The organism is Gimesia alba (assembly GCF_007744675.1).
Classification (GTDB): domain Bacteria; phylum Planctomycetota; class Planctomycetia; order Planctomycetales; family Planctomycetaceae; genus Gimesia; species Gimesia alba.
Genome location: NZ_CP036269.1, coordinates 217,592 through 233,881, shown reverse-complemented (window position 1 = coordinate 233,881; position 16,290 = coordinate 217,592). Strand labels below are relative to the sequence as shown.

The 16,290-nt window shown below is 52.4% G+C and carries 16 protein-coding genes; 9 read left to right on the top strand and 7 right to left on the bottom strand.

The features are described from left to right. Positions 1–4 precede the first annotated feature (4 nt). From nrdR to Pan241w_RS00930, 4 genes are read right to left on the bottom strand one after another with little or no spacing between them, the layout of a single operon-like run. Positions 5–460: a transcriptional regulator NrdR gene (gene nrdR / locus Pan241w_RS00945; protein ID WP_145209597.1), complete on the bottom strand. Its 456-nt coding sequence runs from the start codon at positions 458–460 to the stop codon at positions 5–7. Next, positions 438–650 carry a hypothetical protein gene (locus tag Pan241w_RS00940; RefSeq protein ID WP_145209594.1) on the bottom strand — a complete coding sequence of 71 codons (213 nt, stop codon included), beginning with the start codon at positions 648–650 and terminating at the stop codon, positions 438–440. Before Pan241w_RS00940 ends, nrdR begins: the two co-directional genes overlap by 23 nt. Continuing rightward, the gene (locus tag Pan241w_RS00935) at positions 643–825 is read right to left on the bottom strand and encodes a hypothetical protein (protein WP_145209591.1); all 183 of its coding nucleotides are present in this window, start codon (positions 823–825) and stop codon (positions 643–645) included. The genes Pan241w_RS00940 and Pan241w_RS00935 overlap by 8 nt, the downstream gene beginning before the upstream one ends. A gap of 2 nt (positions 826–827) precedes the next feature. Beyond that, positions 828–2,372 (bottom strand): sodium:solute symporter family protein, encoded by a 1,545-nt coding sequence (locus tag Pan241w_RS00930; RefSeq protein ID WP_145209588.1) that lies wholly within the window; start codon positions 2,370–2,372, stop codon positions 828–830. Between the two features lie 298 nt (positions 2,373–2,670). Here Pan241w_RS00930 and Pan241w_RS00925 point away from each other — a divergent pair, with 298 nt between their 5' ends. The 3 genes from Pan241w_RS00925 to Pan241w_RS00915 all read left to right on the top strand — a co-directional run bounded on the left by Pan241w_RS00925 (position 2,671) and on the right by Pan241w_RS00915 (position 5,608). Then, positions 2,671–2,874: a small basic protein gene (locus tag Pan241w_RS00925; protein WP_145209584.1), complete on the top strand. Its 204-nt coding sequence runs from the start codon at positions 2,671–2,673 to the stop codon at positions 2,872–2,874. A 102-nt stretch (positions 2,875–2,976) separates the two neighbouring features. After that, positions 2,977–4,665 carry a GH3 auxin-responsive promoter family protein gene (locus Pan241w_RS00920; RefSeq protein WP_145209581.1) on the top strand — a complete coding sequence of 563 codons (1,689 nt, stop codon included), beginning with the start codon at positions 2,977–2,979 and terminating at the stop codon, positions 4,663–4,665. A 397-nt stretch (positions 4,666–5,062) separates the two neighbouring features. Then, positions 5,063–5,608, top strand: a complete 546-nt coding sequence (locus Pan241w_RS00915; RefSeq protein WP_145209579.1) for a GNAT family N-acetyltransferase — start codon at positions 5,063–5,065, stop codon at positions 5,606–5,608. 3 nt (positions 5,609–5,611) lie between these two features. Here Pan241w_RS00915 and Pan241w_RS00910 read toward each other — a convergent pair whose 3' ends face one another. Beyond that, on the bottom strand, positions 5,612–7,039 hold the full coding sequence (locus Pan241w_RS00910; protein ID WP_145209576.1) for a N,N-dimethylformamidase beta subunit family domain-containing protein: 1,428 nt from the start codon (positions 7,037–7,039) through the stop codon (positions 5,612–5,614). 119 nt (positions 7,040–7,158) lie between these two features. Further along, a complete protein-coding gene (locus Pan241w_RS00905) occupies positions 7,159–8,343 on the bottom strand; it encodes an AraC family transcriptional regulator (protein ID WP_145209573.1) in 1,185 nt (394 codons plus the stop codon). Positions 8,344–8,665: 322 nt separating this feature from the next. On the opposite strand from Pan241w_RS00905, the gene Pan241w_RS00900 reads away from it, so the two are divergent. The 6 genes from Pan241w_RS00900 (at position 8,666) to Pan241w_RS00875 (ending at position 14,965) form a co-directional block, all read left to right on the top strand. Next, positions 8,666–9,823 carry a TIGR03364 family FAD-dependent oxidoreductase gene (locus Pan241w_RS00900; RefSeq protein ID WP_145209570.1) on the top strand — a complete coding sequence of 386 codons (1,158 nt, stop codon included), beginning with the start codon at positions 8,666–8,668 and terminating at the stop codon, positions 9,821–9,823. A 14-nt stretch (positions 9,824–9,837) separates the two neighbouring features. After that, on the top strand, positions 9,838–11,199 hold the full coding sequence (locus Pan241w_RS00895; RefSeq protein ID WP_145209567.1) for an MFS transporter: 1,362 nt from the start codon (positions 9,838–9,840) through the stop codon (positions 11,197–11,199). Beyond that, positions 11,180–11,761, top strand: a complete 582-nt coding sequence (locus Pan241w_RS00890; RefSeq protein ID WP_145209564.1) for a phosphonate degradation HD-domain oxygenase — start codon at positions 11,180–11,182, stop codon at positions 11,759–11,761. Before Pan241w_RS00895 ends, Pan241w_RS00890 begins: the two co-directional genes overlap by 20 nt. 12 nt (positions 11,762–11,773) lie before the next feature. Then, positions 11,774–12,568 (top strand): phosphonoacetaldehyde hydrolase, encoded by a 795-nt coding sequence (gene phnX / locus Pan241w_RS00885; RefSeq protein WP_232107315.1) that lies wholly within the window; start codon positions 11,774–11,776, stop codon positions 12,566–12,568. Between the two features lies 1 nt (position 12,569). After that, a complete protein-coding gene (gene phnW / locus Pan241w_RS00880) occupies positions 12,570–13,694 on the top strand; it encodes a 2-aminoethylphosphonate--pyruvate transaminase (protein ID WP_145209558.1) in 1,125 nt (374 codons plus the stop codon). A gap of 170 nt (positions 13,695–13,864) precedes the next feature. Further along, positions 13,865–14,965 carry a zinc-binding dehydrogenase gene (locus tag Pan241w_RS00875; protein ID WP_145209555.1) on the top strand — a complete coding sequence of 367 codons (1,101 nt, stop codon included), beginning with the start codon at positions 13,865–13,867 and terminating at the stop codon, positions 14,963–14,965. 17 nt (positions 14,966–14,982) lie between these two features. On the opposite strand, the gene Pan241w_RS00870 is transcribed toward Pan241w_RS00875, so the two are convergent. Continuing rightward, positions 14,983–16,167, bottom strand: coding sequence for a gluzincin family metallopeptidase (locus Pan241w_RS00870; RefSeq protein WP_145209552.1), 1,185 nt, complete (start codon positions 16,165–16,167; stop codon positions 14,983–14,985). Positions 16,168–16,290: the final 123 nt, after the last annotated feature.

The window sequence follows — 16,290 nt, the reverse complement described above, 5'->3', positions numbered from 1 at the left end:
GGCGTTAATCATCCGTCCGCAGCATCGGCTGGATTTCCGTCACAAAATCGTTGGCGTCGGTGAAGTTGCGATAGACGGACGCGAATCGCACAAAGGCCACCCCATCGACGTTTTTCAAAACGGACGAAACATGCTCACCGATAAAACGGGAGGGAACTTCGCGATCAAAGTTCTCGTAGATTTCGGCCTCAATCTGTGAAACGATGGATTCAATATCATCGGGGCTGACGGGTCGTTTGTAGCAGGCGGTCTCAATTCCCTTGAGCATCTTATTGCGATCAAAGGGGACACGGGCGCCATCTTTCTTGATGACTTTCAGCGGTGACTCTTCGATTTTTTCGTAAGTCGTATAGCGTTTTCCGCAGGCCAGGCACTCTCGTCGTCGGCGCACACTGAAAGGTTGACTCAAACGTGAATCAATTACTTTCGTCTCACCGTCACGACAAAAAGGGCACATCATGAAGACGCGACTCCTGGTACTTAAGCAACAGAACCATCCCTTCACACTCCGGGAAAGTCTGCCTATCAATGTCTAAAAATAGCATGATCGTATCCGATTCACCAGTCAATTGTTCAGAAATCCCGAATTTTTGCGGGTTTACGATGACTGCCTGAGCCGCCGCCTGACTCGGTTTTTCCGCGTTATTCAATGGGTCGATCCAGAATTTCTTCATGCGCCCGCGACTCATCCACGTCGGCTTTCAAGTCGTTCAATGTTTCCTGAAGTTCTGTTTTCACACCAAATGAAACGTAAACCAGCACCACCAGAAAGGCCAGACCACTGGTCAGCAGCAGGATCGTCCAGATCGTCATCCATACATACATGTTCAACTCTCATTCACATCAGGAGGAGTACCCGAATTCTGGGAATTCAGCTCAGTGGTTTTATCAGGAAATGCCAGTGAACCGGCAATATACAGCAGGGTCGAAAACAGAAACGTCAGCAGTGTGAGATGGGTCCCGTTCACATCCAGCGAGAACCAGTGATTGATTCTTTCCACACAAGGCCCCATCGCCGAAAGTCCCAGTAAGCCCCCCAGAATGGCGCCGAGTGCGCCGATCTGACTGCCCCGTTTCCAATATAAGCCACCCACAACGGTGGGAATCGCGCCCGAAAGATAGACGGCTCCCGTCACCGCCAGATATCCCCAGAGATCGCTGCTGACTTCATACCACAGCCCCCAGATCAGCAGCATGGCTCCAATGATGAAGATCGCAATCCGCGTGACGAGAATCCGTGAACGCTGACTCATCGGACCCGCCAGCGGCGCGACAATGTCCTGAGTAATCACGCCGCTCCAGCAGAGCAGGTAGCTGTCATGCGTCGACATGAAGGCGGCAATCATGCCCGCGGTGACCAGTCCCAGTAAACCGGTTGGCACTACTTTCGCCAGGAACAGCGGCATCGCCGATAACGAAGTAATCGATGGATTGGTTTCGACCGCCTGTTCAAATTCGGCGAACAGTTGGGGCTGGGAAGCGAAAAACGCGAACGTGCCAATGCCCCAGAATACCGGCAAGGCGCGGCGTGCCAGGAACGAAATCGAACTGAGCGAATAAAGTCGCTGCGCCACGGCGGCACTCTGGCAGGAAAGGGTTCGCGCCGCACTGGTCGGCCAGAGCATGGCCGCCGATCCGATAATGATCGTCATCTGGATGATTTGTAACCACCCGATACCCGGCCCTTTCCCCGACGGATTCTCAGAGTCGAACGGGTTAAAGTAGCCGTTCTGTTCTGTCGTAATCGCCGCCAGTCCGTCCCAGCCGACACTCCAGAAGACAACGCCGGTCACAATCACCATGCCGGTTCCCAGAATCAAAAACTGGATCAGGTCGGTAATCACTACCGAGACCATGCCGCCCAGTACCGTGTAAAACAGCACGAGCAACAACAGGCCCGTCATAATCAGTTTGAGGGACATTTCATCCTGCAGACCCGATATCGCCGTCAGAAACTGGGAGCCCGCTTTCAGAAAGAGCCCCATATTCAACACGCCGGAAACCACCATCACGATCGCCCCGACGACACGTACCTTCTGCGAATAGCGTTTTTCGTAATATTCGGGGATCGTCATGATCGAGGATTCGCGCAGCCGAAAGACGACAAAGCCGGTCAGACCGATGATTAATACCGATCCCGCTTCCAAAAACGCGAGGTACAGGGACGCATATTGCTGCATAAAACCGAGTTCGGCCATGTACATCACGGTGACCAGCCCGAGTTCGGTGCCTGTCATCGTGGCCAGAGCCAGCCGTAAACGCAGTTTTCGCCCGGCTACCAGATAATCAGAAAGATTTCCGACGTAACGATTGGCCCACAAACCAATTACGATCGAAGATAACAGGTAGCAACCGACGATCGACCAGTCCATCCAGGTGAAATTTGTATCGTAAAGAGAAATGGTCTGGTCCCCTCGGTCCTGGTTTCGAAGCTGAATTTCCGATTTTCACGGAAAACAGCGGAAAGGTTTCATTTAGCAGCGGTTGCAATCAATGACGATTCCTTTTACCATATGTCGCTTCGCAAATCGTCACGGCTCCATGACCGTTTGACCAGCAGGCTGATTCAGCCCATCTTGCGAACGATACACCACTATGCCAATTTTGACAGTCAATTTCTAGAGTAACTGACTGCCTTCGAAATAACATCTATTATGAGGGGATGACACCGTGTCACTCGACAAAAGTTTGAAGAGCAAAAGTACGCTGGTCCGTGCACGCAACGTTTTGAAGCGCGCCGAGCGTATTGAAAAATTGAAATTCGAAGACCGCTGGGTCGAAGGACAGGGCGCTCTGGGTTTGCCTAAAGTCCGCGTCGAAAAAATTTCGATCGGCAAGAAGAAGAAAAAGAAGAAAGACGAAGACGAAGAATAATCGTCTGGTCTCGTAAGGGGAAGGAGAGTTCTCTGGTTCTGATAACTCTCCTTCACTCCAACCCTTTCTTACGCGCAGCACAATTCAACCGGGGAGCAAGGAATGCACGCCCTGTATCTGCTACGGGCTGCCGGAGGCACATTCACACGACGTCGCTATCGCCGTGCCGCCCATGCTTTTCTCGCTCAAACCCAAGACTGCCGCCAGGTCCAGCAACAGACGCTGCGCCGAATTCTGCGTTTGAACGCCGACAGCGATTTCAGTCGACAATGGAAGCTGGACGACTCCTGCACGATTGAAGACTTCCAGTCCCGCTTTCCCGTTTCCGATTACGAACGTTTCCGGCCGTATATCGACCGTGTCAAAAACGGTGAGACGTCCGCTTTACTGGGACCAGACAATCGATTGTTGATGTTTACGCTGAGCAGCGGCACAACGTCGGATTCCAAGTTCATTCCGATTACCGAACCGTTTCTCAAAGATTATCGTCAGGGCTGGCAGAACTGGGGCATCCTGGCGTACGACGATTTCCCGACACTCAAATATCAGAACATCGTTCAACTCTCGAGTAATTTCGATAAGTTTCGCACGCCCGGCGGAACACCTTGCGGCAACATCAGTGGGCTCGTCGCCGCCATGCAGAGCCCGGTTGTGAAATTGCTTTACACCGTCCCCAGCGAAGTCTCACAAATTGACCAGGCACACCTGAAATATTACACGGCCCTTCGTCTCTCGCTGGCCGACCGACACGTGGGCATGATCACAACCGCGAATCCGAGCACGCTACTGCATCTGGCACAATTCACCGATCAGCACCGGGAATCACTGGTCCGCGATATCGCCGACGGCACACTGACGGGAGCCGACGAACTCGATACAACAATTTACCAGAAACTAAAACCGCGCTTACAACGCAAGCAGAAACAGCGGGCCCGGGAACTGGAATCAATCATCGAACGTACGGGGTACCTTTATCCGCGCGATTTCTGGCCCGGCCTGTCTTTGCTCGCTGTCTGGATGGGCGGCAGTGCCGGCGCGTATCTGTCACAACTCACTCCTTACTATGGTGAGTTGCCGATCCGCGATCATGGCCTGTCTGCCAGCGAAGGTCGCATGACAATTCCGCTGGAGTCAGGCACGTCGACCGGCGTACTCGATATCACGTCTCATTTTTTTGAATTCGTGCCGGAAGACGAAGACCCGCTGACGACGACCAACGTACTCACCGCCGATCAGCTGCAGACCGGCCGGAACTATTTTATTCTCCTCACGACCCCTTCGGGCCTGTATCGATATCATATCTGTGATGTCGTGCGTTGTACGGGCTTTTATCAGTCAACGCCTTTGCTGGAATTCCTGCATAAGGGCGCGCACATTTCCAATTTGACGGGTGAGAAAATCACCGAATCGCAGGTCGTTGATTCCGTTCGTCAGGCGGTTCAGACCACGTCTCTGGAAATTGGTCAGTATTCACTGATCCCCAAATGGGACGAACCGCCACACTATCAACTGTTGATAGAAGAACCCTCTGCTCTGTCTGCCGCAGAACTGCCCGCGTTGTTGAACCAAATCGATGCCTTGCTGCAACGAACCAACTGTGAGTATGAAGAGAAACGCCAGTCCGGTCGCCTCGCACCGCTGCAACTCTGCCCGCTTGCCAAAGGAACCTGGCAACGCTTCGCACAAGAACGACAGAAAAAACTGGGCGGGAGTATCGAGCAATACAAACACCCCTGCCTGATCCCCGAACTCGATTACGCGGCGCAAATTCTCGACCGCTTTTCAAACTGAAACCGTCGCGACCTTCCGTTCCGACATGCATCAGGAACATGCGCCCGCTTCATTCCGCTTCCTGAAAGAATCGTGCTTCATCACATCAGCATCAGTGCATATAAGCGGTTTCAAAATGTTGCCTTTTGGCAACATCATTCGTTTCTGGTTCTCTGAATTCGTCCGTTTAAAAAGCATAAAAATGAATAGAACAACGGAACGTTCTAAGGGCTGATAACTAAATGACGCTTACATATTTAGTCAAATCGCTCAACAAAATTGAATATCGATACAACCCTCACTCTGATTCTGATATTTGTCTGAATTTCCAACAATATTTCTGAGAATTTCGCGTTAGGTTCGTAATGAATGGAAACAATACTAAATAGATACGTTTACCTCCCAAGAGGAACAGCAAGTGGAAACTTCCCGACTCATTCTCAGACAGTGGCGTGAATCCGATCTGGATCCATTCGCGAAGCTGAACGCTGACCCGGAAGTGATGCGATATATGCCGGCACCACTCTCGTTTGAGCAGACTGCGCAGATGGTGGAACGTATCAAAAGACACTTTGACGAATATGGCTTTGGCCTCTGGGCGGTAGAACTCAAAGAGGATGCGCAATTCGCAGGCTTCATCGGTCTGGCGGTTCCTCAATTCACGGCATATTTTACTCCCTGCATCGAAATCGGCTGGCGGTTGGCGGTCCCATTCTGGAATCAAGGTTATGCCAGTGAAGGCGCCGAAGCGGTCCTGGAATTTGGATTCACAGAGTGCTGTCTGAACGAAGTCGTTTCTTTCACAGTTCCCGCGAACAAGGCTTCGCGGCGCGTGATGGAAAAAATCGGCATGTCTTATATCGACAACTTTGACCACCCTGCCCTGGAAGACGGCGATCCGCTCCAACGTCACGTGCTGTATCGAATTTGCAAAACCGACTGGGACAGCAAACAGCACAACTGACGCTTACTTTGATAAGCGATCCAGAATATTCTTTGTCACCTGTTGCACAATTGGGTCTTTGCCTCGCAAGCCGTGTGCCCAGTCGGTACTACCGACCGTGAAGACAGTGCCCCCGTTCGTATACATTCCCAGAATCGCAGCGCCGACGCGATCTTTATCAAACCGCTCATACCACAGACTGTCACCCGGAGCCCATTTCGCTGGACAGGAAGCGAGAATTTGAAACGTGCGTGGCGTGCCATCCTTAAACGTCGGTACGGGCAGACCATCCTTCATCTCAAACTGGCAACCATCACACTCATAACCAACGATCGTATCTTTGCCGCCGAATTCGTCCCCCTGTTTGATGTTCGTTTTTTCAAACACCCAATGCTCGGGCCGATGCACCTTATAAGCGCCCGAACCATCCATGAACTGGCCATGACTTTTATGATAACCGCCATATAGAAAGCCGACGCCCGTTAACTGATTCTCAGGGCGATTGACCAGATGATGGCTCCAGAGCGTCGATAACAGACGATGATCGCCGTCCGGAAACAGCGGGTCCAGGTTATACCATTGCTTCCAGCAAGTCAGTGCACGTCCTTCATCTTCACTGCGAACCTGCCAGCAGACCGAGTTCCCACTGAAGAACGCAACGTTGCCACCCTGCTTGATGTAGTTCTCCAGATGATCACGCATCGCTGCCGACCAGTATTCATCGTGGCCGACACTCAACACCAGCTTATAATCCTGCAGCAGTTCCGGATGAAATTCCAGATCGCTATTCGCGGCGTAGTCGAGCTGGTAGCCATTGCTTTCCGCCCAAACGATGAAAGGATATTCCCAGTTTCCAAATTGACCCGCCAATGGTCGATCAAAGGAAACACGATGTCCCTGCAGATTGGCGCGGCCGTGATAACTGTAAAGGCTGGAACCGCCCCAGTTGTTGTAGGCGTTATACGTATTCGTGCTGAGCTGAATCAGAATTTTAGTCTGCGTGCCCGGCTGCTTGGGACGCACGATGAAAAACAGATTCGTTTCCGCCGTGCGGGAATTCCGCTGAATGAACTTACCCCCTCGATCGCGAACCGCCAGACGGACGTTGTAATAACCACTCTGCCAGGAATCGGGAATCGTCAACTCAAACGCAGCCGGCCAGCCACAGCCGTGAGACGAGGCATTCTCCGGAACCGGATACGCGGCACCATTCTTGCGGGACTCCTTAAACACCGTCTTTTTTTCAGGCCCCAGCCGCGTGATCTCTACAGAATATTCCGGCTCAGAACTGGAAAGATGAAAGGCGATATGCTCCCCCGGCTGATAGCTCAACTGATTCGTATAACCTTCGATAAAAATCGAACCGGCATCGTCATCCACGGCGAAGGCGGGAGATGTTAATAGAATCACAGAGCAAACAGTCAGCAACATCCGGTAACAGAATTGATTCATGGTCGTCTTCCTCAGTCAGTAAGGCTGGTCTTGAATATCTTCTTCTCTTCCTTGATCGTACCACTGGAACAGACCCGTTACTATTCAGAACCCGGACAATTCCGGTTTGAAAAATGGCATTATTCTCCCGTCGGCTCTTTCAGTGAATGACTCGACTGCCGATATTCCCGCGGCGACATTCCGGTCAGCCTGCCAAACATGCGAATCATCGCTTCCTGATGCTGAAAGCCACACCGGTTGGCGATCTGCGAAACGGGAAGATTGGTTTCCTGTAACAGTTTCGTGATGCGTTTTAATTTCTCCTGGCGAATTTCACTGGCCGGCGACCGATGCAGGGCTTTTTGAAAGCGATGTTCCAGAATCCGCCGGGAGACATTCAATTGTTGCGTCAAATCCGAAACCTGGATTGCTTCGTGTGCATGCTGGCGAATAAATTGAATCGCTTCCCGCACAAGATCATCATCGGCAAACAGGGTATCGGTAGAGGCTCGTTCTTCAATCGATAACGGCGGAATCAGAGTCGGCTCTTCCGGCGCTGGTTTGCCCTGAATCATTTGGTCCAGTAAAGAAGCCGCTTCGTAACCGACCACATGCGGCGCCTGATCAATACAGGAAAGCGGAACCGGGGACAACGCCGACATCAAAGGATCGTGCTCGATACTGAGAATGGCCACCTGATCGGGAATCTCCAGATGGTGGTTCACACAGACCGTCGCCACCTCGCGTCCGACTTTACTCGACCAGACCAACAGCGCCACCGGCTTGGGAAGTTCCCAGAGCCACTGTTTCAAGCGTTGTTGCTGTTTCTGATAGTCGGCTTCCTTCGTCAATTCATAATAGGGAAAATCGAAACAGACTCCCTCCGCCTGTTCCACCGCAGTCTGGAATTCCTGTTGGATCGTGTCGGGATAATGCGACGTCGGATCCGCGCCGATATAACCGAACGAACGGAAGCCTTTCTCCAGAAAAAACGAGGCCGCCAGATTCGCGCAGCCGCGCTCATCAGAAACCACTTTGGGAATTTTTGACGAATGCTTTCCCAACCATGAGACATTCACCGCGGGCAAGCGGCGTTTGATAATCGACTGCTGGATCCGAGTATCCGTCAACCGGCAAATGGTGCCATGCCCCTCCCAGGAAGCGGGAAACCGAAGCTGTTCTTGTAATCCCCGGAACTCAATCCAGAAATCCCAGCCCCCCTGCTCGAATGCATAATCGGCAATTCCCTGAATAATCTGTCGACTCCAGTCGCTGGAAGTCTGGACTAACAAAGCAATTTTACGACGTTCGGGAAACCGCACCATTCCACCTGTTCTAACTCGAAAATCTCAAAAAACAGCCTGTCTCACTGTAGATCATCCTAAACGCAGACGATTGGCGTTTGTTAAAGAAGCTGTGAAGACCATGTAAATATTGTCAATTTAACTGCGTGTTTTGTCATTGTATTCTGGCCTGAAACCCCGATACTTTTCAATGCACAATGAAGTTTGACCGTAGCCTGGCGGAAAGTTTTCCTGGTTTCCGTCAGGCTGCGAACTTCAACGCTAGTTCACTGCCCTCTGAGGCAGCCCATAAAACACACCGTCAAATTCCACCATTTTCCAACTTTGCTTTTGTTCACAAACCATGTCCTCTCCAACGTCCCCAACCAGATATGATGTGATTGTGATTGGCGGCGGCGTGCTGGGTGCATTTCACGCCTTCTTTGCGATGCGCCGGGGTTTCAAGACACTGTTGATCGAACGAAACCTGTTTCCCCAGCAGGCGTCAATTCGGAATTTCGGTCTGATCATTCCGAGTGCGATGCCCGCCGGCATCTGGCGCGACCGGGCGTTGGCCTCGTGCGAAATCTATTCCGAGTTGTCTGAATTACTGGGGACTCCGCTCCGCCGCGTGGGTACGCAGTATCTGGCACATTCGGACGAGGAAGCGACCTTTTTAAAACGACTGGCAAGCGAACAGAATGACGTGCATTGCCCTTCGGAATTTTTGAATGCGGGAGATACAATCCGCACGAGCTGTTGCCTGAACCCGGAATTCTGCAAAGGGAGCTTGTTGTTCCCGCAAGATCTGCAATTGGATCCAGGGCCGTTTTTCCGCGCATTCGTGAACTGGCTCACGTGTACTTCCGACTGTGATTATCTTCCGAAAACCACGGCAGTCTCGATTGAAGAACGGCCCCAGCACAGTCAGATCACGACCGCCGATGGAAAACCGTTTCATGCGAAACAGGTTTTTGTCTGTTCGGGAGCCGACCTGCAAACGCTCTATCCGGAAATTTATGCGACCGCGAATCTGCAGTACTGCAAGCTGCAGATGCTCAAACTGTCGAATCCGGAAAATCGCACACTGGGAACAAACATCGCTTCTCCCATCGCGCTAACGCGTTACCCGGCGTTTCTGAATGCCCAATATTCACAAGGCGTTTCGCTGCCGCTGCCTGAGCAGGAATTATTGGATCGGGGAATTCAAATCTGGATCACGCAAAATGAAAACAACGAATTTATCCTGGGTGACTCGCACGAATATACGGACGAACCGCCCACCGAGTTTCTGTCTGCGGAAATCGAATCGCTGATCATTAATTATGCGCGAAAGATGTTTGTGAATCTGGATTTTCAGGTCACAGATCGCTGGTGTGGTATTTATACTGAAGAAAAGTCAGCAGGACTGTTCCAGCACACCATCAGCGATCGCGTGCAGCTTGTCACAGGCATCGGCGGTAAGGGAATGACAACAGGGCCGGGGCTGGCTAAAGAAAATATAGGCCAACTCTCTCTTTAAAAAAGTGAAACCTGATGTCAAACAAACGCAATCGCAACTGGCAGCTGCTGACTCTGACAAGTCTGTTCCTGGGTTATGTCGGTTATTATATCTGCCGCTCGAATCTGGCGGTCGCGACGCCACTCATATTAAAAGAATACGGCGGCGTGGGGATTACCAAAATCCAGATCGGCACGGTGGCTTCCGTCGGCGTGATGCTGTATGCGATTGGCAAAATCTTTAACGGTTACCTGGCCGACTTCCTCGGCGGCCGTTTGATGTTTCTCGTGGGCATGATTTGCTCGATCGTGTTTTCCGTTCTGTTCGGGCTGGCATCAGGCCTGACCGTATTTATCATCGTCTGGGCCTGTAACCGCTATTTTCAGTCAATGGGCTGGGTGGCGCTGGTCAAGACGGCGTCCCGCTGGTATCCCGTGAAATGGCATGCCACCGTGATGGCCATTCTTTCGCTCTCCTTTCTGTTCGGAGACGCCTTCGCCCGCATCTACCTGGGCAGCCTGATTCTGCTGGGAGAGACTTATGCATCGTTCGAGTTTCTGGCAAACTGGCGGACTGTCTTTTTTGTCGCTGCCGGCACACTGACCGCGATTGCCGTTTTTGTGTATTTCACATTGAAGTCGAGCCCCAAAGATGTCGGGCTGGAAGAACCCGAAGCCAACCCGATCAATGTGTTTGGTGCGGAAGGCAATCATGCCGAGCGGATTTCGATCAAAGACGTTCTGAAACCCCTGCTGGCCAGCCCGTTATTCTGGCTGATCTGCATCATGAATTTCAGTCTCACGCTCGTGCGGGAAACGTTCAATTTCTGGACCCCCACCTTCCTGAATGAAGTCGTGAAGTTTGATATCGGCGAAGCGGCGATTGGCAGCATGCTGTTTCCCCTGGTCGGCGGCTGTTCCACTTTGCTGGCGGGAGTCACGTCCGACCGTTTACGAGGTCGCCACGGTCGCGTTGTGCTTCCCAGTTTAATCCTACTCGTATTATCACTGGGTTTACTGGCGACGATTGATGTCGCCGGCAAACCGGTATTGGCACTCATCTTACTCTCACTGGTCGCCTTTTTTCTGATGGCCCCCTATTCGTTTCTGTCGGGTGTGATGGCCATCGACCTGGGCGGCAAACGAGGCTGCTCCACAGTAGCGGGTCTCGTTGATTCCGCCGGTTATCTGGGCGCCATTTTATCCGGCCATACCGTTGGCATGATTGCGCAATATTATGGCTGGAAGATGGCCTTTGGTGGTCTGGCCGGCATTTGTTGTACGGCGATTATCGCCGGTACCGTGTATTGGCTGATTCAGGAGCGCGACATGAATCTGGCTCAAGCACTTTCATCGGAACCCGAAACGGAGGCCCCTGATGCCCCAGGTAAAACCTGATCAAATCGTGGAGGAAATCCGGAAATGCTTCTGTGAAAAAGGGAGCGACATGTACGCCGGCGAAGCGATCTCACAGACAGAGCATGCGCTGCAAGCCGCTTTTGCCGCCGAGCAGGCCGGCGAAGCTCAGGAACTGATCGTGGCCGCGTTCCTGCATGACATCGGTCATTTACTCCACAAACACGATGAAGACTGTGCGGCACAAGGCATCGATGATCTGCATGAAACCATCGGCGCGCAGTGGCTCGTTCGGTATTTTCCTCCTGCGGTCACCGAACCGATTCGTCTGCACGTCGACGCCAAACGCTATCGCTGTGCGACTGATGCAGAATATGCATCCCGCCTGTCACCTGCTTCCGTGTTAAGTCTCAAGCTACAGGGAGGCCCGTTTGATGAAACAGAACAAGCGGCATTCGAACAGAATCCGTGGGCTCAAGATGCCCTGCGTCTGCGGACCTATGATGAAGCAGCCAAAATCCCCGGCTATGAAACGCCGGAACTCGAATATTTTTTAACCTATGTCCAGCGCGTCCTGAAACAACCGACACTGGAAACAAACTGAATGAAAGTCATTATGTCAACCAACAAAATCAAACTCGTTATTTTTGACTGGGCGGGAACCACCATCGACCATGGTTGTTTTGCCCCGATCTCTGCCTTCATCAAAGCCTTCCAGGCCTGTGGTGTGGAACTGACGCCCGCCCAGGCACGGGGACCGATGGGCCTGCATAAAAAAGATCACATCCGCAGCCTGTTTCAACTGGAAGAGATCGCCGCCCAGTGGGAAGCGGCCCACCAGCGTCCCTGGTCGGAAGAGGATGTCGAACAGATTTATCAAACGTTTATGCCACTGCAGGTCAAGGAAGCGCAAGACTATACCGACCTGGTGCCCGGCTTGTGTGACACGATTTCACGACTGAAAGAACGCGGTATCAAAATCGGTTCCACCACCGGTTACCCGCGGATCGTCGCCGAGTCTGTTCTGGCAGCAGCCAAAGCACAAGGCTACGATCCCGACTATTCTATGTGTGCCGATGAAGTTCCCGCAGGACGCCCTGCGCCGTGGATGATTTATCGGAACATGGAAGCACTGAATGTCTTTCCTCCGACGTCGGTGGTGAAAGTCGGCGATACGGTCCCCGATATCGAAGCCGGTCTAAATGCGGGCACGTGGACCGTGGGTCTAACGCAAACCGGCAGCGAAGTCGGCTTGACGGTCGCCGAATTCGCTGCCCTGGACGACAATCAAAAAACGAGCGTGCTGCAAACCGCTGAAACCAAACTTAAAAACGCGGGCGCACACTTTGTGATTCCCACGCTGAAAACTCTCCCTGAAATCATCGAACAAATTGAAGCAAGCGAGCACTGATATGGACGCAGACATTCCTTATTTATTACTGACCCCCGGACCACTCACCACAACAAAGAGTGTGCGTGAGGCAATGGGCGTCGATTATTCCACGTGGGACGTTGACTACAATCAGCGCGTCGTCGAAATTCGCGAGCGACTGGTACGACTGGCGACAAACGAACCAGGATTTACGTCGGTCCTGATGCAGGGTAGCGGCACCTTCGCCGTCGAAGCCACTATCGGCTCGGTGATTCCGCCTGGAGGCAAACTGCTGGTGATTTCCAATGGCGCGTACGGAAGCCGCATCGCGCAAATCACCAACTGTCTGAAAATCCCGCTTATCGAATTAGCTTTCTCGGAAACAGAACCGCCCGATCTGGATCAGATTCGCGCCACGCTGGCCGACGACACGGCGATCACACATGTCGCGATGGTGCACTGTGAAACGACAACCGGCATGTTGAATCCGGCTGCGGAAATCGGGCAGATCGTTGCCGAGGCAGGCAAAGACTATATTCTGGATGCGATGTCTTCCTTCGGCGGGATTCCGCTGTTGATGGAAAACTTTCATGTCGATTACCTGATTTCCTCGGCCAATAAATGTATTCAGGGTGTTCCCGGTTTTGGATTTGTCATCGCCAACCAGAAGAAACTGGAACAGACGGCCGGTTACGCACGCTCGTTGAGTCTGGATCTGTTTGACCAATGGAACGAAATGGAACACAAAGGGGGGAAATGGAGATACACGTCCCCCACGCATGTGGTGTGTGCGTTCCTGCAGGCGTTGAAAGAACTGGAAGCAGAAGGGGGCGTGGCGCAGCGGCATGCCCGCTATTGTGAAAACCAATCCACCTTAGTCGCAGCAATGCAACAGGCGGGATTGCGCACACTCTTGCCGCGCGAATTACAATCGCCGATCATCACGTCGTTTTATTATCCCGATTCGCCGCTGTTTTTCTTCAATCAGTTTTACGATGAACTGAAACACCGCCGGTATGTGATTTACCCGGGAAAAATCAGCCAGGCAGAGACGTTTCGGATTGGAAATATCGGCAATGTCTTTCCCGCTGACATGCAGCAGCTGGTGGAACAGATTGAACAGGTGCTGGATGCGATGGCGGTTACTTCCGCCAAGACAGAATAAAAAGAGCCCCGCAGATAAAAGTACACTTTCGGTTTTCGAAAAGGGCGTTTATAAAAAAGGTCACTTTTCTGTATTGATTCAGAACCCCTCTAGCAGATTCAAACTCGCGCTGTCTGAAAAGCCGTTCAATCAGATCGCGTTAACCAGATTATAATAAGTCGTACGAAATCATGAGCGATCAATGTACCTCGATAGTCCTGACGGGCGATGATCCCCCCTTACAACGTACTGTCGTTGAAAAACCCAAACTGCAGCCGGGCGAAACTCTGGTGGAAATCCTCTGCTGTACGATTTGCGGAAGTGACCTGCATACGTACGAGGGCACGCGTTCGACCCCCTGCCCAACGATTCTGGGACACGAAATGATCGGCCGCGTGGTGGACCTGAATTCCGAAGTCCCGATCCGGGATTATCTGGACCGCCCTGTTCTCATTGGTGATCGCATCACGTGGTCTGTTGCGGTTTCCTGCAAGGAATGTGAAAATTGCCGCCGCGGCCTCACGCAAAAATGTACCCGGCTGTTCAAATACGGACATCAGCGTCTCACCGATCAAAATTATCTGAGTGGCGGTCTGGCCAGCCACTGTCATCTGGTTAAAGGCACGACGATTTTCAAAGTGCCGGAATCATTGCCCGATCAGGTTGCCAGCCCTGCGAACTGTGCGACCGCCACCGTGATGGCCGCCTTTCGTCTTGCCGGGGAAATCGAAAACAAGTCCGTACTCATTCTAGGAGCGGGCATGCTGGGAGTGACCGCTGCCGCCGTCGCGCATTCGCACGGCGCTGCGGCGGTGATTGTGACCGACATCGAACCGGAGCGTGTCAAACGCAGTCTTGAATTCGGCGCGACGCACACGGTACTGGCGAAAAAAGAACAGCCGCTGCATGCGGAGATTCCACATCTGACAGACGGACGCGGCGTGGACCTTGTGTTCGACATGACGGGTGTTCCGGAAGTCATGGAAAGCGGTCTGGAGTCGCTGGCGATTGGCGGTCGCATGATTCTCGTCGGTGCCGTTTACCCGGCCCGGCCGATACAGCTCTCTGCGGAAACCATGGTCCGTAAATTACTCAGACTGGAAGGCATTCACAATTATACCGACCTTGATCTGGCGAACGCGTTGAATTTTCTCGAGCGTTATCAGAACCAGTATCCGTTTCAGCGACTCAGCGAACATTCCTTCTCGCTCGATGAAGTCCCGGCTGCGTTTGCAGAGTCAGCCAATCATCGTTCGTATCGTGTCGCCATCCTGCCACATCAATTTGATTAACTTAATCTGGACACTGTCTAAAAGTCGATTTCAGCCGACTGGCCCAGATCGATGCCACGTGCAGGACTGGCGACGCGGCTGTACCGACCATTCGACTGTTGTTGTGCTCTGCGTTGCGGAGCACGTCGCGGCTGGGGACGAGCTTGAGCAAACTGCTCTCGTTCCTGTGGCAGCGAGGTACGCTGTGACTCGGGTGCAAAGGCAACCGTTTCGTTGATTTGATGGCTTTCTGCCTTACGTCCGCTGAAGGGAATCCGCGACTTAATCGGCAGCGGCCGTGATTTACGGCTCTCTCTGTCGGTCTGATCCAGACTGGCCAGCTCTGTCTGCTCATTCATGGCGGTTTCGAATTCGTCTTCACTCTCATCAGGACTCTGAGAACGAATCACAAGATCCTTGTTTTCGGCTGCCGACTTCGCTTGGGGGTCGTTGGCTGCCAGTTGCTGACCTGCGGGAAGATTCAGAGCCGGGCTGCCAGCCATAATCCAGCTGCCCCAGCGTTGTTCCAGATCTTCTACATTTTTGTATTTGTATAATTTGGCGATGGCTTCATCCCAGCCATTCTTATGGGCATCTTCCAGAAACATCAGATAGCGTTTTTTGCCGCCGGTCTGCAGCAGATAGTCGGCCAGGGAATACCCTTCCGCATACAATGTCAGCACCTGTTGCATTTCCGAAGGATATTCGGTCATGGAGAGCAGACGTCTGAGAGGAATCCGTTTGTTGGTTCCCATCACCTGACGGTTCAACAACCGTTGACGTTTTTTCTCTGATTCATGTTCAACGATAGTCGCTGCCCCTTCGTCGGCCCAGCGAGGCAGCGGTCGACGAAAGTGGCAGGCGAAGATCGTATGATTGACTTCGTGCGGGAGTACCGAATCCAGAATGCGTTCTAATGTTCCCTGGATCTGCATGTCCCAACCAAAGACTTCTCCCCGGTCGAAGGAGAAGGTGGTCGCACCACCGGCTCCATAGTTGCCTACTTTGACTTTAATCGGACAAGGGGCATACCATTTGGGAAGTTCATGTCCCAGCCAGGTAATGGCCAGTTCTTTACGATAGATCTCAGCAGCATCGCCCACCTGCTTGGCGATTTCCGGCGTGGGTGCATGAGTAATGAAATTGGATGTTTTGTAAGAGGCTCCCAGCGATAAGAATGCAGCCAGGAATAAAACGAAACAGCGACAAAGTTGAGCTTCCATGCCCTCTTGTTCCTTTTGGGTTGCAGCCGAAGATGCGGGTCTTCGGCTGACACACTCTCAATTGATTGTAACGGGATAGTTTTGGGTCGATCACTCGAAATGGGGTTTTGAGATATGATCGTG